Raw genomic sequence first — 21906 nt, 5'->3', positions numbered from 1 at the left:
GGGATGCGCTGCGCGCCTTGCTTCCAGGTGGTGCGTCGCTATGTTTATAATCAACGGCTTGGCGCTTTAGCTCAGTTGGTTAGAGCGACGGAATCATAATCCGCAGGTCCGGGGTTCGAGTCCCTGAAGCGCCACCAGCAAATTCAAGGGGTTACGAGAAATCGTCACCCCTTTTCTTTTTGCGCCGCGCCGCCCCAAGTTTTGTTGACCCCCACGGGGGGCGGGCTGGGCTTGGCCCTGGGGCCGCTCAGACCAGCGGCGGTTCCTGCATCAGCGCCACTTGCTCGCGCAGCTCAAGGATGCGGTCCTGCCAGTAGCGGGCGCTGCCAAACCAGGGAAAGGCGGCGGGGAAGGCCGGGTCGTGCCAGCGGCTGGCGATCCAGGCGCTGTAGTGGATCAGGCGCAGCGTGCGTAGCGCTTCGACGAGATGCAGCTCGCGGTCGTCGAACGCGCGGAACATCGCGTAGCCGCGCAGCAGCGCCGAGAGCTGGCGGCGCATGTCCGCCGCGTCGCCAGAGAGCAGCATCCACAAATCCTGCACCGCGGGTCCGCTGCGGCTGTCGTCGAAGTCGACGAAATGCGGGCCGTCGTCGGTCCATAGGAGGTTTCCGGCATGGCAGTCGCCATGCAGCCGCAGCATCTGCACGTCGCCGGCGCGCTGGTAGGCGCGGCTCACACCATCGAGCGCCTGGTCGGCGACGCTGATCCAGGCCGGCCGCAATTCCTCGGGCAGCCAGTCGCCGGCAACGAGGAAATCGCGCGGCTCGAAACCGAAGCTCCGGATGTCGAGAGAGGGCCGTGCCTGGTACTCGCAGCTTGCACCGACCGCATGGATGCGGCCGAGGAAACGCCCCAGCCATTCGAGTGTCTCCTCTCGCTCGAGGTCAGGAGGCCTGCCGCCCTGCCTGGCGAACAGCGCGAAGCGATGGCCCTCGCCATGGTGCAGCGTTTGCCCGCCGAACGACAGCGGCGGTACAGCGGGAATCTCCCGCTCCGCGAGCTCGAGGGTGAACGCATGCTCTTCGAGAATGGCCGCATCGCTCCAACGCCCGGGCCGGTAGAACTTGGCGATGCGCAGGCTGCCGTCCTCGAGCCCGACCTGGTAGACGCGGTTCTCGAAACTGTTCAACTGCAGCAGCCGGCCATCGCAACGCGTGCCGAGGCTGTCGATCGCGTTGAGTAGGCAATCGGGCGTCAGGTCGGCATAAGCGGTGTCGGGATTCACGTTTCTTGATGGTCAGAGGTGCGCCAGAGCCTGGGCGGTTGAGAGAACGAGCCAGTGTCTTGTCCCAGCACCCTGAACTCCGACTTTGCATTGCTCGCAGCAAGATAACCGAATGCCCCAAGCGCCGGGCTGTGCTCAACCCGCTCAACGTCGGCACTCTCTCGCCAAGCGGCACAGCCGCCTGCCTTGATGCGGGCACCGAAGGCTCGGCGCAATGCAACAATAAGCCGCACCCCCCCATCCGAACAACACACGCCCAACGCATGGCATCCGACCTCGTCGCTGTAGAAAACCGCCTGTGGGCGACTGCCGATCAACTCTGGGCCAACACCGGACTCAAGCCTGCCGAGTTTTCCACGCCGGTGCTCGGGCTCATCTTCCTGCGCTATGCCGACAAGCGGTTTACCGAAACCGGCGCGGTGCTTGCGGCCAAGGGCATCCCGCCCGATGAGCGCGAGCCCATGGACTACCAGGCCGAGGGCGTGCTCTATCTGCCGGAACGAGCCCGTTTCTCCCACCTGCTCAGCCTGACCGAAGGCGCGAATCTCGGCCGGGCCATTGCCGACGCCATGGCCTTGGTCGAAGACCACAACCCCGAACTGCGCGGCGTGCTGCCGCGCGGCTACAACGCGCTGCCCAACGCCACCCTGGTGGAACTGCTGCGCCTGCTCGCCCCGCTGGACCTGCAAGGCGACGCCTTCGGCAAGGTGTACGAATACTTCCTCGGCAACTTCGCGCTCAAGGAAGGGCAGAAAGGCGGCGTGTTCTACACGCCTACCAGCATCGTGCGGCTGATCGTGGAAATCATCCAGCCGTTTCATGGCCGCATTTTCGACCCGGCCTGCGGCTCGGGCGGCATGTTCGTGCAGTCCGCCGAATTCGTGCGCCGCCACCGCCGCAACGCCACCACCGAGCTTAGCGTGTTCGGCACCGAGAAGGCCGCCGACACGGTGAAGCTGGCCAAGATGAACCTCGCCGTGCACGGCCTGTCCGGCGACATCCGCGAATCCAACACCTACTACGAAGACCCGCACAAGGCCGTGTCCGGGCGCGGCACCAACATCACCGGCCGCTTCGACTTCGTCATGGCCAATCCGCCGTTCAATGTGTCGGGCGTGGACAAGGACCGACTCAAGGACGACGCCCGCTTCGCCCTCGGCCTGCCCAGCACCGACAACGCCAACTACCTGTGGATTCAACTGTTCCACGCCGCGCTCAACGACAGCGGCCGCGCCGGCTTCGTCATGGCCAACTCGGCCGGCGACGCGCGCGGCAGCGAGCTGGAGATCCGCAAAAAGCTCATCCAGGGCGGCGCGGTGGACGTGATCGTCAGCGTCGGCAGCAACTTCTTCTACACCGTCACCCTGCCCTGCACACTGTGGTTTTTCGACAAGAGCAAACGCGCCATCTCCCCTCTCCCCCCGGGAGACGACCAACGGAAGCCCCCAAGGGAGGGGTTGGGGGTGAGGGTACGCAACCGCGACACGGTACTGTTCATCGACGCGCGCCCCTTCTTCAAGCAAATCACCCGTGCCATCCGCGAGTTCACGCCCGAGCAACTGGAGTTCCTCGCCAACATCGTGCGCCTGTACCGCGGCGAGGCCGCCGAGCACGAGGCCGGCAGCGCCGCGCTGCTGGCCGAGAAGTTTCCCGAAGGCCGCTACCGCGACGTGGCCGGCTTGTGCAAGGCCGCGACGCGGGCCGAGATCGAGGCGCAGGGCTGGAGCCTGAATCCGGGGCGCTATGTCGGCGTGGGCGAGCGCGCGGCGGATGGGTTTGATTTCAGGGAGCGGTTGGAGGAGTTGCAGGAAGAGTTGGAAGTACTCAATGGGGAAGCCGGAGAACTCGAGAGCCTCGTAGCCGCGAATCTCTCAAAAGTCTTGTCGAACTACGCATGACCGATCATAAGTCACTACGGTTGGATCTGCTCGGCTCGGTGGCTCGTGGCAAGTCGCGCCATCGCCCAAGAAATGATCCTGCGCTCTACGGTGGTCAGTGGCCCTTTTTCCAGACAGGTGATGTCAAGGCTGCTGAGCTTTATCTGCGTAAATTTACGCAGACCTACAGCGAACTCGGACTTGCTCAAAGCAAGCTGTGGCCAGCGGGCACTTTGTGCATCACGATTGCCGCAAACATCGCGGACACGGCAATCCTTGGCATTCCTGGATGTTTTCCTGACAGCGTTGTCGGGTTCATCGCAGATCCAGCCAAGGCAGATACTCGATTCATCAAGTACTACATCGACACCATCAAGAAAGGGATGCAGAACGCCTCCCGTGGAACGACTCAGGACAACCTCAGCGTTGACAAGCTGCTGACCTTCGACTTCCTTGTTCCGCCAGCGATCCAACAACGCCGCATCGCCGCCATCCTCTCCGCCTACGACGACCTGATCGAGAACAACACGCGGCGCATCGCGATTCTGGGGGAAATGGCGCGGCGCATCTACGAGGAATGGTTCGTGCGCTTCCGCTTCCCCGGCCACGAGCAAACCCGCATGGTCGAGTCCGCCCTCGGCCCGGTGCCGGAGGGGTGGGAGCTAGCCTCTCTCGGTGCGGTGGCTGAGAATCACGACCGCTTTCGACGGCCTCTCTCAAAAATGGAGCGTGAGGATTTCAGAGGCCCCTACCCATACTACGGCGCAGCCAAGATCTTCGACTACGTGCGCGAATACTTGTTTGACGGCCAGTACTTGCTTCTAGCGGAAGACGGCAGCGTGGAGACACCGGACGGATACCCCGTTCTCCAACTCACTGATGGGAAGTTCTGGGCTAACAACCACACACATATTCTTCGCGGCTCGCAGCATGCGAGCACGGAATTCTTGTATTTAAGACTTGAGCGGCAACCGATACGTGGGTACATCACTGGCGCGGCACAGCCCAAGCTCACACAGGCTGCTATCAATCGGATTCCGATCGTACTTCCACCCAAAAACATTATGAGGGAATTTGATGCGTTGGTTCACCCGTTTTTTCAGCTTCGTGCCACATTGGTTAGGTCGATTGCAAACCTCCGCACTACCCGTGACCTGCTGCTGCCCAAGCTGATTTCCGGTGAGCTGGACGTGTCCGATCTGCCCGAGCCGCAGGGAGTCGCGGCATGAGCGATCAGCGCCACATCATGAACATCGCCAGGTCTGCGAGATAGGGACCGGAACATGAAGATCAGACGACTGCAAAAAGCCAAGGGCTATCGCATCTTTCGTGACTTCAGTTGGCCAAACGGCTTGCCGGACTTCGCGCGGTTCAACGTCATCTACGGCTGGAACGGCTCCGGCAAGACCGCGCTCTCGAACGTCTTTCGCCTGGTTCAGCGGCACGAGGCGCTGACCGAAGGGCAAGTTGAAATCCTTGTCGATGAAACCCGCGTAGCCGGCGCCGACTTCGGCAGCGCTGCGTTGCCTGCAGTGCGGACGTTCAACCGCGACACGGTGATCCGCAACGTCTTCGAGAGTGCGGATCAGCAGCTACCTCCCGTCTTTTACCTTGGCGAAGACAGTGTAGAAAAGCAGAAGCAGATCGAAGCGCTGAAAGAGCAACGCAACACGCAGGTGGAGGCCGAGTCGGGCTGGAGCCGCAAGAAGGCAGAAGCGACGACAGCTCTTGAGGGCTACTGCTCCGATCAGGCCAGAAGCATCAAGAATCTGCTGACTGTAGCTGGTGGGGGTTCCTACAACAACTACAACGCGGCCAATTTCAAAGCCGATGCACAGCGACTTGCCAGCACATAGCCGCGACCGAACGAGCTGACTGTCGATCAGCGTAAGCGATATCTGGAGATCAAAGACGGGAAGCTGATGGATAAGCTCAGTGAGCCATCTATCTCCTTTCCGGATTTTGTTGACCTCATGACGCGGACCCAAGCCATGCTTGAGCGCTCTGTGGTCTCATCGGTCATCAACGACTTGGTCGAGAACCCGATCGTTGCCGCATGGGTCAACACGGGTCTCGGCCTGCACAGTGGCGAGCACGCATCGAGCAAGTGTCGCTTTTGCGATCAGCCGTTGCCTGAGCAACGCATGCGGCAACTTGAGGCGCACTTCAACGACGAGTTCAAACGCTTTCAATTGGTCGTTGATCACCTCATCAGCGAGATCACGGCGGCCGAGAATTTCACGCAGACGCTGCGCATGCCACCGAAGGAGGCGCTATACCCGAACCTGCGGGCAGATTACGAGGAGGCTGTGCGCAAGGTGATCCAACAGGCCGGCATTGTCGGGTTGTCTCTGGAAGCTCTGTTGCGCGCACTGAGAGCAAAGCGCGATGAGCCGTTCAAACGTTTTGAGTTGACCAGTTTCATCGCAAGCGTCAGCACTGACGATGGGCAAGCCGGCGGTGTTGAGAAGTTTTTTGGTGTGATGCTGGCTGGTACGGCCTCTATTGCTTCCGTCATGGGACAGACAGCCTTCGATCAGATGAAGGTGATCATCGCGGCGCACAACCAGCGCACCGACAGGTTTGCATCAGAGGTCCAGACGGCGCGTCGAGAGCTGGCCCAGCATGAGGTTCTCAAAGCACTGCCGGGCTGGCTGGTGAAGTCGAAAGCAGTTGCGGACGCGGGTACTGAAGAGTCTGTGGCACACGAAACCGCCGCGAACCTCTGGCGCCAGCTCACTGCATTGGAGACGCAGGTGCTACAGCATCGACGCCCGGCAGATGAGCTGAACCGGGAGGTTGCCGCTTATCTCGGTCGTGATGATCTGAGGTTCGAGGTTGAGCAAAACGGTTACCGCATCATGCGTGGCGGCACGCCTGCTATGCACCTGAGTGATGGCGAGCGCACGGCAATTGCCTTCCTCTACTTCCTCAAATCGTTGAAGGGCACCGACTTCGACTTGGCGACGGGGATCGTCGTCATCGACGATCCGGTATCCAGCCTTGACGCCAACTCGCTGTTCAGCGCGTTCGGCTTCATGAAGCAGCGAACCGCCACCGCCGGGCAGCTCTTTGTGCTGACGCACAATTTCGCCTTTTTCCGGCAAGTCAGGAACTGGTACTACAACCTCCCCGGTCAGAAGAGAAAGGACTTGAACCAGCAACCTGCCCGGTTCTACATGCTCGCGACTGAGTTTGTTGGTGGTGAAAGAACTGCAAGACTGGATGTTCTTGATCCGTTCTTGCATCAGTATGAGTCCGAGTACCACTACCTGTTCAAACGGGTCTACGAGGAAGCACACAAGACAGCTGCGGCTGGTCTGGAAGCCTATTACGCGATGCCAAACATCGCACGCCGCCTGCTGGAGGCATTCTTGGCCTTCCGAATGCCGGACAAGTCGGGTGAGCTCTTCCAGATGCTGGAGTGTGTTGACTACGACACGGCGAAGAAGACCCGCATCCTGCGGTTCCTGCACACCTACTCGCACCACGACCATGTGGCTGAGCCTGACCACGACCTATCTGTCTTGTCGGAGGCTCCGGCCATCCTTCAAGAGGTTCTGGAACTGATCCTTACCTGCGACCGGCAGCATTACGAGAGAATGGCACAGCTCGTTTCGAACGCAGGTTCCCTTCAGACAGTGACATGAGCGTTCCGCGCCGCGTGCTCGTGATCGCCGTTCAAAGGGCTGTCTCGCACGCATGCACCTACCCGATGTCGATGCCAACAGTTCATCATCGCCAGCGGGATTGGATAAATTAGCCGCCGACGGTGGCATTTAGCCTTGAATTTATCCAATCCAAGTCGGATCTCGTTTCCCAAGATTATGACTTTTAATGACTTATTGTTGGATAACAAGATGCAGCGAGTGCGACGTAGCCCGGCATCTGGAAGTCACGGCCAATGATGGCAAACTGTAAAGAGTGTAAAGAGACCGATCGCCCGCGAGGACGCCCATGATCGCCATCAGAGTCAAACCCGTGTCATCCTTACACGAGCCAGACGTGCAGAAGGGGTGTCCGGCCTGCGCGGCGCCGTGCTCTCGCCGGGCAGGGAATAAGCCTTGAACACCCCACGCAAGCTCTCCAGCACCGTCCTCACCGTCCGTGAAGTCTCGGCCAGCTATGGCGAGGGTTTGCTGGTGGAGCAGGCCGCCATCGACCTGCTGCAGGAGCTGGGCTGGAGCTTCAAAAACCTGTTCAGCGAAACCCTGGGCACGCACGGCACGGAAGGCCGTGAGAGCGAGCATCAGGTCATCCTCACGCGCCGCCTGCGCGCGGCGCTGCAGCGTTTGAATCCGGGCCTGCCGGACACGGCTTACGCGCAGGCCATCGACCAGCTCACCGAAAACCGCAGCGCGCAGCTTGCGGTGAACGCCAACCGCGAGCTGTACCGCCTGCTGAAAGACGGCGTGAAGGTGAGCCTGCCGGACGCGCACGGCGGCCACACGGTGGACACGCTGCGCGTGATCGACTGGACCGAGCCCGCCAACAACGATTTTTTCCTCGCCTCGCAACTGTGGGTGGCGGGCGACATGTACCGCCGCCGCTGCGATCTGCTGGGCTTCGTCAACGGCCTGCCGCTGGTGTTCATCGAGCTGAAAAAGCCCAGCGTGCCTTTGAGAAGCGCATTCGACGACAACCTGCGCGACTACCGCGGCCAGAGCATTCCGCAACTGTTCCATCCCAACGCCTTCATCCTGCTGAGCAACGGCAGCGACACGCGCATCGGCACGCTGACCAGCGCCTGGGAGCACTTCTTCGACTGGAAGCGGGTGGACGACGAGGCCGAGGTGCTGGGCGAGGCCGGCGGCAGCGTGAGCCTGGAGCGCGCGCTGCGCGGCCTGCTGCAACCGGCGCGGCTGCTCGATTACATCGAGAATTTCACCTTGTTCGAGGAGGCCAAGGGCGGCCTGGTGAAGAAGACCGCGAAGAACCACCAGTTGCTCGGCGTGAACCAGGCCATCGCCCGGTTGCAGGAGCTGCGCGCCAGCGAGCCGGCCGAGCGCAAGCGTCTGGGCGTGTTCTGGCACACCCAGGGTTCCGGCAAGAGTCTGTCGATGGTGTTCTTCACGCAGAAGGTGCTGCGCAAGGTGCTGGGCAGTTGCACCTTCGTCGTCGTGACCGACCGCGAGGAACTGGACGCGCAGATCAGCAAGACCTTCAAGGCCACCGGCGCTACCGCGCGTGAGGACGTGCGCGCCACCAGCGGCGAGCACCTGCGGCAACTGCTGCGCGGCAGCGAGCGCTACATCTTCACCCTGATCCAGAAATTCAGGAACGAGCCGGGGCAACGCTACTCGCAACTGTCGGACCGATCGGACGTGATCGTGATCACCGACGAGGCGCACCGCAGCCAGTACGACGTATTCGCGCTGAACATGCGCAACGCGCTGCCCAATGCCGGTTTCATCGGCTTCACCGGCACGCCGCTGATCGCGGGCGAGGAAGAACGCACGCGCGAGGTGTTCGGCGATTACGTCAGCGTGTACGACTTCGCCCGTTCCATCGCCGACGGCGCCACCGTGCCGCTGTACTACGAGAACCGCATCCCCGAGGTACAGCTGACCAACGCCGAGCTCAACCGCGACCTGGAAGACCTGCTCGAAGCCGCCGAGCTGGACGAGGATCAGGAGAAGAAGCTGGAGCGCGAGTTCGGCCGCGAGTACCACATCATCACCCGCGAGGATCGACTGCAGGCCATCGCCCGCGACGTGGTGCGGCACTTCGTCGGCCGCGGCTACCGTGGCAAGGCGATGATGGTGTGCATCGACAAGGCCACCGCGGTGCGCATGTACGACAAGGTGCAGGTGCATTGGAAAGCCGAGATCGCGCGGCTGCAGGCGGCGCTGGAGCAGGCCCGGGGCGATGCGCGCGAGGCACTGATTGCGCGCATTCGCTTGCTGGAAACCACGGACATGGCCGTGGTCGTATCGCAGGGTCAGAACGAGGTGGAAGACCTGGCAAGGAAGGGACTGAACATCACCCCGCACCGCCAGCGCCTGCTGAAGGAAAAACTCGACGAGAAGTTCAAGGACGAGGCCGACCCGTTGCGCCTGGTGTTCGTGTGCGCGATGTGGATCACCGGCTTCGATGTACCGACCTGCTCGACGATTTACCTCGACAAGCCCATGCGGGCGCACACCCTGATGCAGACCATCGCCCGCGCCAACCGTGTGGCGCCGGGCAAGGAGTCGGGGCTGATCGTCGATTACGTGGGCATCTTCCGTGCGCTGCAGGATGCGCTGGCGGTGTACGCCAACCCCGGCAGCCGCAGCGGCCCGCCCATTCTTGACAAGGCTGAACTGGTGCAAGCCTTGCGCGCGGCGCTGCAGCAGGCGCTGACCTTCGCCGTGCTGCACGGCGTGAGCCTCGATGCCATCGCCGCTGCGCAGGGCTTCGCGCGCATCGGCCTGATCGACGAGGCGGTGGAAGCCTTGCTCGCCAGCGATGCCGAGAAAAAGCACTACCTGCGTCTCGCCGGCCAGGTGGCGCGGCTGTTCAAGGCCATCCTGCCCGACCCGCTGGCGCACGAGCTGGCGCCGATGGTGGTGCTGGTGAGCTATCTCGCCGCCAAGATCCGCGCCGAAACCGGCCAGCCCGACATCAGCGCCGTGATGGGTGACGTGGAGGCGCTGCTCAACGATTCGATCGCCACCGAGGGTTATCACATCGGCCCCGCGGCCAAGCCCGAGGCGCTGATCAATCTGTCCGAGATCGACTTCAAGGCGTTGCAGGACCGGTTCGACCAGGGCGGCCACAAGCGCACCGAGGCCGAGAAGCTGCGCCGCCTGATCGAAGGCCGCCTCGATGCGATGGTGCAGATCAACCCGATGCGCGCAGACCTGGCCGAGAAGTTCCAGCAGTTGATCGACGCCTACAACGCCGGCAGCAAGAACATCGAAGAGTTGTTTGACGAGCTGGTGCAGTTCACCCGCGACCTGAGCGTGGAAGAACAGCGCGCCGTGGCCGAGAACCTGAGCGAGGAGGAACTCGCCCTGTTCGACATCCTCACCAAGCCCGAGCCGAAGCTGAGCCAGGCCGAGCAAGCCGAGGTCAAGCGCGTGTGTCGCGAGCTGCTGGCCACGCTCAAGCGCGAAAAGCTGGTGCTGGACTGGCGCGAGAAACAGCAGGCCAAGGCGGCGGTGATGCAGACCATCAAGCTGGAGATGCGCCGCTTGCCGGCCCAGTATTCAAAGGACGTGCGCAGCGAAAAACTGGCGCGCGCGTATGCGCATGTATTCGATCATTACTACGGGGCCGGACGCAGCGCATACATGGGCTGACCGCACGGCGCCAATGCCTCAGCCCCCGGCATGGCGCACATGGGGGGCGAATTCGGAAATCGGACATCCATTCGATCGCCTGAAGCGCCACCCGATGGGGCTCAGCCCACAAGGCGGGCGTTTAACATCAGGCACCCATTCCGCGCCTGGGTCGGCGGCTTTTTTGTACGCTCCCTGCTCTCCTTCACTCCCATCGCATGCAACGCAGATCGTCCATGAACTTGCCCCAGTCACGCAAAGGCATCATCCTCGCCGGCGGTTCCGGCACGCGGCTCTATCCCGTCACCCAGGCGGTGAGCAAGCAGCTGCTGCCGGTGTACGACAAGCCGATGATCTACTACCCGCTGTCGGCGTTGATGCTGGCGGGCATGCGCGACGTGCTCGTCATCTCCACGCCGCAGGACACGCCGCGCTTCACCCAGCTGCTGGGCGACGGCAGCCAGTGGGGGCTGAATCTGCAATACGCCGTGCAGCCCAGTCCCGATGGACTGGCGCAGGCCTTCATCATCGGCCGCGACTTCGTCGGCCATGCTCCCAGCAGCCTGGTGTTGGGTGACAACCTGTTCTGGGGGCACGATTTTCAGACGCTGCTGCAGCAGGCCAGCGCCCAGGAGCGCGGCGCCACGGTCTTCGCCTATCACGTGCAAGACCCCGAACGCTACGGCGTGGTCGAGTTCGACGTGCAGGGACGCGCGGTCAGCCTGGAAGAAAAACCGGCCAGCCCCAAGAGCAGCTACGCCGTCACCGGGCTGTATTTCTACGACAACGCGGTGCTCGATATCGCCGCCGCGCTCAAGCCTTCGCCGCGCGGCGAGTTGGAGATCACCGACGTCAATCGCGTTTATCTGGAGCAAGGCGCGCTGCAGGTGCAGACCCTCGGTCGCGGCTATGCCTGGCTCGACACCGGCACGCACGAAAGCCTGCTGGACGCCGGCCAGTTCATCGCCACCATTGAGAAGCGCCAGGGCCTGAAAGTGGCCTGTCCGGAGGAAATCGCCTACCGCCAGGGCTGGATCGACGCCACGCAATTGCAGCGTCTGGCCGAGCCGATGAAAAAGAACGGCTACGGCCAATACCTGCTGCGCCTGCTGCAAGAGCCGGCGCGTTGACTCGGCCCATCAACGTCGCTGCCCATTCCTCATGCCCTACACCGCAACCCCCACGGCTTTGCCCGACGTGCTCGTGCTCGAGCCCCGGGTCTTCGGCGACGCGCGCGGCTTCTTTTTCGAGAGCTACAGCCGCCGCGATTTCCTGACCGCCACCGGCGTCGACGCCGATTTCGTGCAGGACAACCATTCGCGCTCGGCCCAGGGCGTGCTGCGCGGCTTGCACTACCAACTGGTCAAGCCTCAGGGCAAGCTGGTGCGCGTGACCCAGGGCCGCGTGTGGGACGTGGCGGTCGACCTGCGCCGGCACTCACCCCATTTCGGCCGCTGGGTCGGTGTGGAGCTGAGCGCCGAGAACAAGCGCCAGCTCTGGGTGCCGCCGGGCTTTGGGCACGGCTTTTTGACGCTGAGCGAAAGCGCCGAATTTCTCTACAAGACCACCGATTATTGGTACCCCGAGCACGAGCGCAGTCTGCTGTGGAACGATGTTGACCTGGCCATCGCCTGGCCGCTGCAGGATTTGGCGGCAGTGGGGAAGCAACCCGGCCTGGCGGCCAAGGACGCGGCAGCGCCCAGCCTCAAGCACGCCGAGCTGTACGGCTGAGATCGCGCCCGTCGAGCCCCGCGGGGCGTCTGCCAAGCCGCCCCGGCTGCTACCATTTTGGTCTGCGCTGCGTGCCTTTCGGGCCATGCGGCAAGTTCGGGTCGAACGACCTTCACGCCTCTGGATCGACACCATGAACCGCGTGCTTCGCACCAACTCCATGCGTTCGGCAAGCCTTCGGCTCGGGCTCGCCATGCTGCTTTGCTGGATGAGCGCAGGCACGGCGCAAGCCCAGTTGCAACGCCTGTTCCCAAGCGGCAGCCTCAAAGGCGTGGCCAGCTTCGGCTCCTGGCCCAACATCACCATCAACTGCGTCCCCTACACCTTGGGCCCAGGTGTGCGCGTGCTCGACGCCGAGCAGCGCGTCGTGCTCACCGGCCAGTTGCCTGGCCTGGAGAGTGCGGTCGTGTTTCTGCGCGACGCCTCTGGCAGCGTGTTCCGCGTTTGGCTCGTCAGCCCCAAGGATCCATCGCTGGCCACTGTGCCCAATGCCGCCTCGAACTGCGGCTTCGGGGCGGGTTGAATTTGCATGGCCTGCGGGTCGCTGCCCGCCAGATTGACACCTATCCACGCCTCGCGCGCCTGGTCGCGCTGCGGCGCTCCACCTGAATGCATCGCCATGAAAAAGCTCTATATCAAGACCTTCGGTTGTCAGATGAACGAGTACGACTCGGCCAAGATGGCCGATGTGCTCGACGCCGACCAGCCCTATGAAAAAACCGACAAGCCGGAGGACGCCGATCTCATCCTGCTCAACACCTGCTCCATCCGCGAGAAGGCGCAGGACAAGGTGTTCAGCGACCTGGGCCGGCTGCGCGCGTTGAAGGCCGGCAAGCCCGGGCTGCGCATCGGCGTGGCCGGCTGCGTGGCCAGCCAGGAAGGTGCGGCCATCGTCGCGCGCGCGCCGTTTGTCGACCTGGTGTTCGGCCCGCAAACCCTGCACCGCCTGCCCGAGCTGTTGGCGGCACGCGAGCGCACCGGACGGGCGCAGGTGGACATCAGCTTTCCGGAAATCGAGAAGTTCGACCACCTGCCCCCGGCGCGGGCCGAGGCCGCCGCCGCCTTCGTGTCCATCATGGAAGGCTGCAGCAAATATTGCAGTTATTGCGTCGTGCCCTACACCCGCGGCGAGGAAGTGTCGCGGCCGCTGGAAGACGTGCTGACCGAGGTGGCCGAACTGGCGGTGCAGGGGGTGAGGGAAATCACCCTGCTGGGGCAGAACGTCAACGCCTGGCGGGCTCCGGTGGAGGGCGAGGAGGGCGATTTCGCCTTGCTGCTGGAGTATGTCGCCGCCATTCCCGGCATCGAGCGCCTGCGCTACACCACCAGCCATCCGAACGAATTCACCGAGCGCCTGATCGAGGCGCATGGCCGCATCGCGCAGCTCGTGCCGCATGTGCATCTGCCGGTGCAGCATGGCTCCGACCGCATTCTGGCGGCGATGAAGCGCGGCTACACCGCGCTGCAGTTCAAGCACATCGCGCGTCGCCTGCGCGCGGTGCGCCCGGGCATCACGCTGTCGTCGGATTTCATCGTCGGCTTCCCCGGCGAGACCGACGCCGACTTCGCGCAGCTCATGAAGCTGGTGGACGACGTGGGCTTCGATGCCAGCTACAGCTTCATTTTCAGCCCCCGCCCGGGTACGCCCGCAGCCAACCTGGTTGACGACACCCCACCCGAGGTGAAGCTGGCGCGGCTGCAAACCCTGCAGGCGCGCATCGAGGCCAACGCGCAGGCGATATCGCAAGCCATGGTCGGCACGCGGCAGCAGGTGCTGGTGGAAGGCCCCAGCCGCAAGAACGCTGCCGAGCTGCAGGGCCGCAGTGCCAACAACCGCATCGTCAATTTCGCCGTGCCGGCGCATCGGGCGAGCGACCTGGTGGGTGCGCTGCTGGATGTGCGCATCACCGCGGCGATGCCGCATTCGCTGCGTGGCGAGTGGCTGGAGCATGAGGCCGCCATCGCGGCATGAGCCGCCACGGCCTGCATCCATCGGCGTCAACCATTTCGCGCGACGCCCACGACAAAACGGCCCGAAAATCGGGCCGTTTTGTCATCGTGGCGGACTGTTGTCCAGCGCCGCCGAGCGCCAGTTATTTGATCGCCAGGCGCAGTGAATCCCACACGCGCTTGAAGAAACCGGCTTGCGGCACGGCGTCCAGCGCCACCAGCGGGTAGCTGGCAATGGGCTTGCCGTCGAGCGTGACCTGCAGGGTGCCGATTTTCTGGCCTCGGGCGATGGGCGCCACCAGGGGGTCGGGGCGCTGTACCGTGGTCTTGATCTTGGCGCCGTCGCCGCGCGGCACGCTCACCGCCAGGGTGTCGAAGCTGCCGAGCTGCACATGGTCTTTCTCGCCTTTCCAGACATGGGCGCCGAGCACCGGCTTGTTGGCCGTCACCACATGAATGTCGTCGAAGTTCTGGAACGCCCAGTTCAGCAGCTTCTCGCTTTCGGCGCTGCGTGCATGCTCGCTCGGCGTGCCCATCACCACGGTCAGCAGCCGGCGCGGGCCGTTGGGGAAGTTGCGCTGCGCCGAGGTGATCATGCAGTAGCCCGCCTCCTTGGTGTAGCCGGTTTTCATGCCGTCCACCGAGGGGTCGGTGAACAGCAGGCTCACGCGGTTGGGCTGGGTGATGTGGTTGTAGGTGAATTCCTTGACCTTGAAGTAGCGGGCGTAGTCGGCGGGGAAGTCGCGGATGATGTGCGCGGCGATGACGGAGAGGTCATGCGCGGTGGTGTGATGGCCCGGGTCGGGCAGGCCGGTCGGGTCCATGAAATGCGTGCCCTTCAGGCCCCACTGCTGGGCCTGGCGGTTCATCATGCCGACGAAGGCCGACACCGAGCCGCCCACGGTCTGCGCCAGGGTCATCGCCGCGTCGTTGCCCGACTGCACGATCATGCCCAGCAGCAGGTCATTGACCGACACCGGGACGCGCGGGTCGATGAACATGCGCGAGCCGCCGGTGCGCCAGGCCTCGTTGGTTTCGGTCACCATTTGGTTCAGCTTGACGGAGCCGTCTTTCAGCGCCTTGAAGGTGAGATAAGCCGTCATCAGCTTGGTCAGCGAGGCCGGAGCCTCCTGCTGGTCGGCATTCTGCTCGGCCAGGATCTGGTTGCTGGTCATGTCCAGCACCAGCCAGCTGCGCGCCTGCATATTGGGCAGCGGCACGGATTCGAGCAGTGCCGCCGTGGGCCCGGTGGGCACATTGCCCACACCCGTGGTGAGCGGGGTGGGTGCGGGCGCGGCGGCAGGTTTCGGGGCGGCCTGGGCGAGGCAGGCGCAGCTCAGCGCTGCCGCCAGTGCGAGCAGGGCCAGGGATCGGGGCATCTTGAAAGGCATGGTTCGAGCGAGAAAGATGGAAACAGTTGAACAAAGCCGCCGGTGGGCAGGGCGGGCTGCGGCGACCCGGTGCAGCCGAGTCGTGACACTGCGCACCATAGCAGCGCCGCAGATGACAAGCCGTTAAAAAGAATGTCGGTTTGGAGTGCGGCGCCGGTGAAATTGTTCGCCTGCGGCTGACGAGATTGCATCGGCCTGTATCTGCAGCACGGATGCCTGCAGCCGATGGGGTGGACGAGGCACGGGTCAATCGCACCTGGCGGTGCCATGCCAGGTGCTGACCCAATCCTTGAGCGGCGTGAGCAGGCCGTGGAAGAAATGTCCCGCCCCGGGCATCACCAACACCGGCTGCTGCTGCGGCCGCGCCCAGTCCAGCACGGCCGTGAGCGGGACCACCTCGTCCTGTTCGCCGTGGATGACGAGCAGGCGTTCGGCCAGCTGTGTGCCGTCGCCCAGCCGCAGGGCGGGCACAGGAAAGTTGACCACCGCCGGGCCGACCAGCGTGAGATGGCCGATGCTGCGGCCCTCGGCGTGCATCGTTTGTGCGAGTTGCGCAGCGACGAAGGCGCCGAAGGAAAAGCCGGCGAGCGCAAGTGGCAGCGTTGTCGGTTCCAGCTCGAGCCGGGCCGCAAGCGTCGCCGTGTAATGGCGCAGCAGGGCGCGCAGGTCTTCGGTTTCGCCGCGCCCGGCGTCATAGCTGCCTTCGCTGCCGCCGACGCCGCGAAAATTCGGCCGCACGGTGCAGTAACCCAGCTGCAGCCAGGCGCGCGCCAAGGTCTGCGCCACCTTGTTGTCCAGCGTGCCGCCGTGCAGGGGGTGGGGGTGGGCGACCAGCGCCAAGCCGCGCGGCGGTTGCGCCGGCGTATCGACCGCCACCTCGATCCAGCCCACCGGGCCGGCAATGCGCTCGCGCTGGGTGTTGCGGTTCATGGCGCGGGTGTTGTGAGTGGCGGAGCGTCGGGCAGCAGCAGGCGCTCGACCACCTCGCCGGCCTTGAGGTGGCGCTCGACGATTTCGTCGATGTCATGCTGGTCCACATAGGTGTACCAGACGCCTTCGGGGTAGACCACGCAGGCCGGGCCCTCCTCGCAGCGGTCGAGGCAGCCGGCGCGGTTCACACGCACCTGTCCGGGCCCGGACAGACCTGCGGCTTTCACCGCTTGTTTGCAGTGGTCGAACGCGGCTTCGGCGCCGCGCGCCGCGCAGCAGGGGCGACCGCCCTCACGCTGGTTGAGGCAGAAGAAAATATGGTGGGCGTAGTAGCTCATGCGGTTGACGGTTCAGGTTGCTGCGCCAGGCCGCACGACGCGCCCCAGCAGATAGAGCACGGCGACGTAAGGCCACAGCCAGCTCAGCCATTGCGGCAGGCCGAACATGCGGATGAACAGGCCCTGGCTCCAGGTTTGGAGATTTTGCGCGTAATACGGATCGGGCCCGGCCTGGTTGATCCACCATAGCCCGCAGATCAGCGCGATCAGCGCCAGCGCGGCGCACAACCGGCGCGGCAGATGGGTGAGCGGCAGGCCGATGACCAGGCCCAGCGCCAGGCCATGCGTGGCCGCGGGCGTGGCCCAGGCCAGCGCGTGTTCGGGGCCGAAGCCCAGCGCGGCCGACAGGCTCATGGCCGTCAGCCCAGCCAGCGTCAGCGCCAGGCCGATGCGCACGCGTGGCGCGCCGCTGTGCGTCAGCGCCGCGCTGGTCCACAGCGCCGCCATCAGCATGGTCGCGGCGATCCAGGCCTGCTGCTGCGCACCCATGGGCTGCGGCGTGGTCAGGGCCAGCAGGGCGTCGGAGTTGAACCAGCGCGCGAATGGGGCCGTGACATCGGGCGCGGTCAGGCTGGTGTCGATCAGGCTTTGCGCCAGGCTGCCCGCCACCTGGCCGGTGGCGAACAGCGCGGGAGGCGGCCAGAGCAAGGCCAGCGGCCACGCCGCCAGCAGCAGCAGCCCGAGGCTGGCATCGCGCGCGAACCAGCGCTCGCGCAGCTGGCGCACCCTTTGGCTGAGTGACAGCCGTGGCAGCAGCCACACCGCCAGCGCCGCGCCCAGCGCCCCGCCCAGAGTGTTGGTGATCCAGTCGACATTGGACGACACGCGCACCGGCAGGAAGGCCTGCGAGGTTTCCATCGCGAACGACATCAGGCTGCAAGCGATGGACGCCAGCAGCCAGGCGCGCCAGCCCGTCCATCGCGGGCGCAGGCTGGCGGCCGCCAGCAGGCCGAGCGGCAGATAGCCGGCGACGTTGAGCCAGATGTCGTCAAGGGTGATGTAGCGCGGCAGCGGCGCGGTGACGAAGTCGAGCGGACTCAGGCCCTGCCAGCGCCAGCCGGAAAAGGGATAGAGACTGGCGTACAGCACCAGCAGCCAGTAAGCCGCCAGTGCGTAGCGCGAAAACACCGAAGGGGCGTGCTTCACCGCATGCCGGCTCAGAACGATGGCTTGATGACGACCAGGGGCACGATGATGAACATGGCGATGGTGGGCACCTCGTTGAACCAGCGAAACCACATGTGGCTGCGGGTGTTGCGGCCCTGCTCGAACTTGCGCAGCACGCGCCCGCAGGCATGGTGGAAGCCCAGCAGCACCAGCACCAGGGTCAGCTTGGCATGCATCCAGCCGTTGCCCGGGCCGCGCAGGCCAATGCCGTAATACAGCCACAGCACGAGGCCGAAGCCGATTGCGGGAATCATCAGGATGGTCATGAAGCGGTAGAGCTTGCGGGCCATGAGCAGCAGGCGCTGACGCTCGGCTTCGCTGCCGGGCGGCACCATGGCCAGATTGACGAAGATGCGAGGCAGGTAGAACAGGCCGGCGAACCACGAGATGACAAAAATGATGTGCAGAGCCTTGACCCAGAGAAAAACCATGACTGCTCCTTGTTGTTGGCCGCCAGTTTAAATTTCACGCCGGCGCGCCGTGTTGCCAAGGCCTTGGGCACCTGTGTTTCAAGCGCCGACCTGGGGTTCCCAGGCCATGTGCCGGGGCCATGCGGCAGCGTTCCGGCAAAAAAAACCCCGACAGGGGGTGTCGGGGTCAATAGCCTTGAAACCAAGGCCCCCGCTCAGGGAGGAGAAGCGGGAGGAAGCGCCTCGCGGCAGCCACCTGTCCATCTTGAGTCGCGTAAGCTCAAGAGGTTCCCATCGTCACATAAAAGGATGCAATTTTTATGGTTACCGCCAACTATCCGGCCTTGCGCCTGCGCCGCCTGCGCCGCGACGACTTCACCCGGCGTTTGGTCCGCGAGCACAGCCTGAGCGTCAATGACCTGATCTATCCCGTGTTCGTGCTGGACGGCAAGCAGCGGCATGAAGCCGTGGCCTCCATGCCGGGAGTCGAACGCCTCAGCCTGGACTTGCTGCTGGGCGTGGCCGAAGACTGCGTCAAGCTCGGCATTCCGGTGCTGGCGCTGTTCCCGGTGATCGCCCCGGAACTGAAAACGCCCGATGGCGCCGAGGCCGCCAACCCCGACGGCCTGGTGCCGCGCGTGGTGCGTGCGCTGAAATTGGAATTTCCGCAGCTCGGCGTGCTCACCGATGTGGCGCTGGACCCCTACACCTCCCATGGCCAGGATGGTCTGCTGGACGACACCGGCTATATCCTGAACGAGCCGACGGTGGCCATGCTGGTGCGACAGTCGCTGGTGCAAGCGCAGGCTGGAGTGGACATCGTCGCTCCCAGCGACATGATGGACGGGCGCATCGGCGCCATCCGCGAGGCGCTGGAGGCGCAGGGCCACATCCACACCCGCATCATGGCCTACAGCGCCAAATACGCCAGCGCCTTCTACGGCCCGTTTCGTGATGCCGTGGGTTCCGCCAAGAATCTGGGCAAGTCGGACAAGAAGGTGTATCAGATGGACCCGGGCAACTCCGACGAAGCCCTGCGCGAGGTGCAACTCGACCTCATGGAGGGCGCCGACATGGTGATGGTCAAGCCGGGCATGCCCTACCTGGACATCCTGCGGCGGGTGAAAGACACCTTCCGCATGCCCACCTTCGTCTATCAGGTGAGCGGCGAATACGCCATGCTCAAGGCCGCGGCGCAAAACGGCTGGCTCGATGGCGATGCCGTGATGATGGAGTCGCTGCTCGGATTCAAGCGCGCCGGCGCCGACGGCATCCTCACTTATTTCGCGCGCGACGCGGCGCGCTTGCTGCGCGGGTCTTGAAAGAACGCGAAGCCGCCTGGCTTCAGCGCCAGAGCGTGACCAGCGCGATGGCGATCCACCCCAGCGTGAAATTGATCGCCACCAGTTTGTGAATCTGCTGCAGCGACTGGGCCACCCGGCTCCAGTCCTGCTCCGCAGCCGCACGGCGCGCGCGCTTGAACGGCGCGAAATAGATGTGCCCGAACAGCGCCATCATCACCAGGCCGATGCCGAACATGGCATGCCAGGCCGGTGGGGCATGGGCGAAACCCGCCTGCAGCATGAGCCACAACCCGCTGGCCAGCAGCAGCGCAATGCTGCCCCAGACCAGGGGGAAGAAACGCCGCAGACTCGCGAACATGATGCGTGGCCGCAAGGGGGGCTCCAACTCGGCGAATGCGGCGGGTCTGAGGCTGAACAGCACGAAGGCCATGCCGCCCATCCAGACCATCGCGCCCACCAGGTGGACAAAAATCAGCAAGCCGTTCATGGGATCTCCGGGGCTGTACCCAAGGGCGCTGCAAGCAGAGCCACACCCTTCATGGGCGAGCAAACCTCGGGACCATCCTTTGGATTTGCTGGTGAGAGAGCACGCATTCAAACATGCCCAGGTCAGTGTTGCGCAAGTCGGACAGCGGCTGTTGCTCCGCCGCCTCTGAAACCTTGACGGGCAACAAATCCAGGCTTGGGACGTTGAAAAGCGATGAAACGGGAAAAACCATCCCGTATACTTCCGCTGCTTCGTCGCCCTCTGAATTGTTACAACTCAAACACAAATATACGTGGGCGGCTTGCATGCGACAGCGTGCTTGGGTCGGCAGCGCACGGAGCGACAAATCCTGTCGGGCACCTGTCCGGTCAGCCGCCCCAAGCGGCGCCGCGTGTGGCTGACGAACGAAATTCCCCTGGTCAAGTGAGACAAGTGCAAGCTTCCGATTCCTGGCAGGACGATGCCGACAAGACCGAGCGCAAGCCGCTGACGCGTGAGCAGGCGCAGGCGTTGATGCTGGCCAAGCCGGGTGTCTCGGTGTGGACCGTCGTTGGGCTCCAGGCCTTGGTGGGCGCGTTGGCCGCGATTGCGGCGTACGGCATCGCCGGTCTTCCGGCTGCGTTGTCGGCTTTGTATGGTTGTATCGTGGTCATGTTGCCGGCGGCATTGTTCGCCGGTGGCATGCGCGCCTGGCTGGTGAAGCTGCAACCAGCATTTGCGCTGTTCGGGTTTGCTTTTGGTGAGCTGCTGAAAATTGCGCTGACCGTGGTTCTTTTGCTCCTGGCGCCTCGCCTGCTTCCCGGCCTGAGTTGGCCGGCGATGTTGGTGGGCCTGGTGGCGACCTTGCAGGTGTACTGGATCGCTCTTGTATTGCGCGGCAAGCTGCGCGGCAAAGCGCCCAAAGCCTGAGCCTGTCCTCACTGAATCGGCCATTTACTGTCCGCGATCGTTCAATCGACTGATCTACCCATGTCTGCAGACCAGCAATCCATCACCGCCGGCGAATACATCATCCACCACCTGACGCACTGGACCAGCGGTCCGCGCACGGGTGTGATCGATTTTGGCATCGTCGACATCGACTCGATCACCGTCTCGGTGGCTCTTGGCTTGCTCGCCTGCTTCATCCTCTGGCGCGTGGCCAGGCACATGACCAGCGGCACGCCCGGCCGCATGCAGGCCGCGGTCGAATTCCTGGTCGAGTTCGTCGATGAGCAGGCACGCGGCATCGTGCGCAGCGCCAAGTCGCGCGAGTTCGTCGCGCCGCTGGCGTTCATCTCCTTTGTCTGGATCGTGATGATGAACGCGATGGACTTGTTGCCGGTCGACCTGCTGCCGCGTCTGTGGCAAGGCGCTGGCGCCATGGCCGGGCACAACCCCGAGCACATGTATCTGCGCGTCGTGCCGACCGCGGACCTGTCCATTGCCCTCGGCATGTCCATCACCATTCTGCTGCTGAGTTTGTATTACGGCATGCGGATCAAGGGAGTCGGTGGCTGGGTGCACGAGCTTTTCACCGCCCCGTTCGGCAACCATTTTCTGCTGTGGCCGTTGAACTTCGCCATGCAACTGCTCGAATATCTGGCCAAGACCTTGTCCCACGGCATGCGACTGTTCGGCAATCTGTATGCCGAAGAAATCCTGTTCATGATCATTGCCCTCATGGGGGCTGCGGGTCTGAGCAGCCTGACCGGGTGGACGCTGTTTTTCGGCAATATCGTGGCGGGTTTCGCCTGGTCCGTTTTCAGCATGCTGATCATCGTGCTGCAAGGTTTCATTTTCATGATGCTGACCCTGGTCTACATCGGCCAGGCTCACGACCATCATTGAT

18 protein-coding genes, 1 tRNA gene and 1 pseudogene are annotated in these 21906 nt (G+C 63.7%); 12 read left to right on the top strand and 8 right to left on the bottom strand.

The window, feature by feature from the left end:
* Positions 1-60: 60 nt before the first annotated feature.
* Positions 61-137: transfer RNA gene (locus ACYCUK_RS05710), tRNA-Met, on the top strand.
* A 110-nt stretch (positions 138-247) separates the two neighbouring features.
* Here ACYCUK_RS05710 and ACYCUK_RS05705 read toward each other — a convergent pair.
* Positions 248-1225 (bottom strand): serine/threonine protein kinase, encoded by a 978-nt coding sequence (locus ACYCUK_RS05705; protein WP_461593859.1) that lies wholly within the window; start codon positions 1223-1225, stop codon positions 248-250.
* 263 nt (positions 1226-1488) lie between these two features.
* Between ACYCUK_RS05705 and ACYCUK_RS05700 the strand changes: the two genes are divergently transcribed.
* The 8 genes and pseudogenes from ACYCUK_RS05700 to miaB all read left to right on the top strand — a co-directional run bounded on the left by ACYCUK_RS05700 (position 1489) and on the right by miaB (position 14070).
* A complete protein-coding gene (locus ACYCUK_RS05700) occupies positions 1489-3123 on the top strand; it encodes a type I restriction-modification system subunit M (RefSeq protein WP_461593858.1) in 1635 nt (544 codons plus the stop codon).
* Complete coding sequence (locus tag ACYCUK_RS05695; protein ID WP_461593857.1) at positions 3120-4331, top strand: restriction endonuclease subunit S; 1212 nt, start codon at positions 3120-3122, stop codon at positions 4329-4331. The genes ACYCUK_RS05700 and ACYCUK_RS05695 overlap by 4 nt, the downstream gene beginning before the upstream one ends.
* 54 nt (positions 4332-4385) lie before the next feature.
* Positions 4386-6752: pseudogene (locus tag ACYCUK_RS05690) on the top strand (AAA family ATPase).
* A gap of 414 nt (positions 6753-7166) precedes the next feature.
* Positions 7167-10388: a type I restriction endonuclease subunit R gene (locus ACYCUK_RS05685; protein ID WP_461593856.1), complete on the top strand. Its 3222-nt coding sequence runs from the start codon at positions 7167-7169 to the stop codon at positions 10386-10388.
* Positions 10389-10603: 215 nt separating this feature from the next.
* Positions 10604-11497 (top strand): glucose-1-phosphate thymidylyltransferase RfbA, encoded by an 894-nt coding sequence (gene rfbA / locus ACYCUK_RS05680; protein WP_461593855.1) that lies wholly within the window; start codon positions 10604-10606, stop codon positions 11495-11497.
* Positions 11498-11528: 31 nt separating this feature from the next.
* Positions 11529-12098 carry a dTDP-4-dehydrorhamnose 3,5-epimerase gene (gene rfbC, locus ACYCUK_RS05675; protein ID WP_461593854.1) on the top strand — a complete coding sequence of 190 codons (570 nt, stop codon included), beginning with the start codon at positions 11529-11531 and terminating at the stop codon, positions 12096-12098.
* 133 nt (positions 12099-12231) lie between these two features.
* The gene (locus ACYCUK_RS05670; protein ID WP_461593853.1) at positions 12232-12621 is read left to right on the top strand and encodes a hypothetical protein; all 390 of its coding nucleotides are present in this window, start codon (positions 12232-12234) and stop codon (positions 12619-12621) included.
* A 96-nt stretch (positions 12622-12717) separates the two neighbouring features.
* Positions 12718-14070: a tRNA (N6-isopentenyl adenosine(37)-C2)-methylthiotransferase MiaB gene (gene miaB / locus ACYCUK_RS05665; RefSeq protein WP_461593852.1), complete on the top strand. Its 1353-nt coding sequence runs from the start codon at positions 12718-12720 to the stop codon at positions 14068-14070.
* Between the two features lie 121 nt (positions 14071-14191).
* Here the strand turns inward: miaB and ACYCUK_RS05660 are convergent, their stop codons facing one another.
* From ACYCUK_RS05660 to ACYCUK_RS05640, 5 genes are all read right to left on the bottom strand, one after another.
* The gene (locus ACYCUK_RS05660; protein WP_461593851.1) at positions 14192-15439 is read right to left on the bottom strand and encodes a D-alanyl-D-alanine carboxypeptidase family protein; all 1248 of its coding nucleotides are present in this window, start codon (positions 15437-15439) and stop codon (positions 14192-14194) included.
* 246 nt (positions 15440-15685) lie between these two features.
* Positions 15686-16369 carry an alpha/beta hydrolase gene (locus ACYCUK_RS05655; RefSeq protein ID WP_461593850.1) on the bottom strand — a complete coding sequence of 228 codons (684 nt, stop codon included), beginning with the start codon at positions 16367-16369 and terminating at the stop codon, positions 15686-15688.
* Positions 16366-16707 (bottom strand): (2Fe-2S) ferredoxin domain-containing protein, encoded by a 342-nt coding sequence (locus ACYCUK_RS05650; protein ID WP_461593849.1) that lies wholly within the window; start codon positions 16705-16707, stop codon positions 16366-16368. Before ACYCUK_RS05650 ends, ACYCUK_RS05655 begins: the two co-directional genes overlap by 4 nt.
* A gap of 12 nt (positions 16708-16719) precedes the next feature.
* Positions 16720-17853, bottom strand: a complete 1134-nt coding sequence (locus tag ACYCUK_RS05645; RefSeq protein ID WP_461593848.1) for a VanZ family protein — start codon at positions 17851-17853, stop codon at positions 16720-16722.
* A gap of 11 nt (positions 17854-17864) precedes the next feature.
* Positions 17865-18305 (bottom strand): CopD family protein, encoded by a 441-nt coding sequence (locus ACYCUK_RS05640; RefSeq protein ID WP_461593847.1) that lies wholly within the window; start codon positions 18303-18305, stop codon positions 17865-17867.
* Positions 18306-18604: 299 nt separating this feature from the next.
* Here ACYCUK_RS05640 and hemB point away from each other — a divergent pair, with 299 nt between their 5' ends.
* Positions 18605-19606 (top strand): porphobilinogen synthase, encoded by a 1002-nt coding sequence (gene hemB, locus ACYCUK_RS05635; RefSeq protein WP_461593846.1) that lies wholly within the window; start codon positions 18605-18607, stop codon positions 19604-19606.
* Positions 19607-19628: 22 nt separating this feature from the next.
* Here hemB and ACYCUK_RS05630 read toward each other — a convergent pair whose 3' ends face one another.
* Both ACYCUK_RS05630 and ACYCUK_RS05625 read right to left on the bottom strand, forming a co-directional pair.
* Positions 19629-20075, bottom strand: coding sequence for a CopD family protein (locus ACYCUK_RS05630; protein WP_461593845.1), 447 nt, complete (start codon positions 20073-20075; stop codon positions 19629-19631).
* A gap of 49 nt (positions 20076-20124) precedes the next feature.
* Positions 20125-20382 carry a hypothetical protein gene (locus ACYCUK_RS05625; protein ID WP_461593844.1) on the bottom strand — a complete coding sequence of 86 codons (258 nt, stop codon included), beginning with the start codon at positions 20380-20382 and terminating at the stop codon, positions 20125-20127.
* 125 nt (positions 20383-20507) lie between these two features.
* On the opposite strand from ACYCUK_RS05625, the gene ACYCUK_RS05620 reads away from it, so the two are divergent.
* Positions 20508-20984: an ATP synthase subunit I gene (locus ACYCUK_RS05620; RefSeq protein ID WP_461593843.1), complete on the top strand. Its 477-nt coding sequence runs from the start codon at positions 20508-20510 to the stop codon at positions 20982-20984.
* A gap of 60 nt (positions 20985-21044) precedes the next feature.
* On the top strand, positions 21045-21905 hold the full coding sequence (atpB, locus tag ACYCUK_RS05615) for a F0F1 ATP synthase subunit A (protein ID WP_112485130.1): 861 nt from the start codon (positions 21045-21047) through the stop codon (positions 21903-21905).
* Position 21906 lies beyond the last annotated feature (1 nt).

This window comes from Thiomonas sp. (genome assembly GCF_054608695.1).
Note: the sequence above shows the minus strand (reverse complement) of the source record. Positions and strands in the feature narration are given on the sequence as shown.

Bases quoted from the DNA above. Each gene is read 5' to 3' on its own strand.
- ACYCUK_RS05700 (WP_461593858.1), top strand. From the start codon at position 1,489: ATGGCATCCGACCTCGTCGCTGTAGAAAACCGCCTGTGGGCGACTGCC.
- ACYCUK_RS05695 (WP_461593857.1), top strand. From the start codon at position 3,120: ATGACCGATCATAAGTCACTACGGTTGGATCTGCTCGGCTCGGTGGCT.
- rfbA (WP_461593855.1), top strand. From the start codon at position 10,604: ATGAACTTGCCCCAGTCACGCAAAGGCATCATCCTCGCCGGCGGTTCC.
- rfbC (WP_461593854.1), top strand. From the start codon at position 11,529: ATGCCCTACACCGCAACCCCCACGGCTTTGCCCGACGTGCTCGTGCTC.
- ACYCUK_RS05670 (WP_461593853.1), top strand. From the start codon at position 12,232: ATGAACCGCGTGCTTCGCACCAACTCCATGCGTTCGGCAAGCCTTCGG.
- miaB (WP_461593852.1), top strand. From the start codon at position 12,718: ATGAAAAAGCTCTATATCAAGACCTTCGGTTGTCAGATGAACGAGTAC.
- ACYCUK_RS05660 (WP_461593851.1), bottom strand. From the start codon at position 15,439: ATGCCTTTCAAGATGCCCCGATCCCTGGCCCTGCTCGCACTGGCGGCA.
- ACYCUK_RS05655 (WP_461593850.1), bottom strand. From the start codon at position 16,369: ATGAACCGCAACACCCAGCGCGAGCGCATTGCCGGCCCGGTGGGCTGG.
- ACYCUK_RS05650 (WP_461593849.1), bottom strand. From the start codon at position 16,707: ATGAGCTACTACGCCCACCATATTTTCTTCTGCCTCAACCAGCGTGAG.
- ACYCUK_RS05640 (WP_461593847.1), bottom strand. From the start codon at position 18,305: ATGGTTTTTCTCTGGGTCAAGGCTCTGCACATCATTTTTGTCATCTCG.
- hemB (WP_461593846.1), top strand. From the start codon at position 18,605: ATGGTTACCGCCAACTATCCGGCCTTGCGCCTGCGCCGCCTGCGCCGC.
- ACYCUK_RS05630 (WP_461593845.1), bottom strand. From the start codon at position 20,075: ATGAACGGCTTGCTGATTTTTGTCCACCTGGTGGGCGCGATGGTCTGG.
- ACYCUK_RS05625 (WP_461593844.1), bottom strand. From the start codon at position 20,382: ATGCAAGCCGCCCACGTATATTTGTGTTTGAGTTGTAACAATTCAGAG.
- atpB (WP_112485130.1), top strand. From the start codon at position 21,045: ATGTCTGCAGACCAGCAATCCATCACCGCCGGCGAATACATCATCCAC.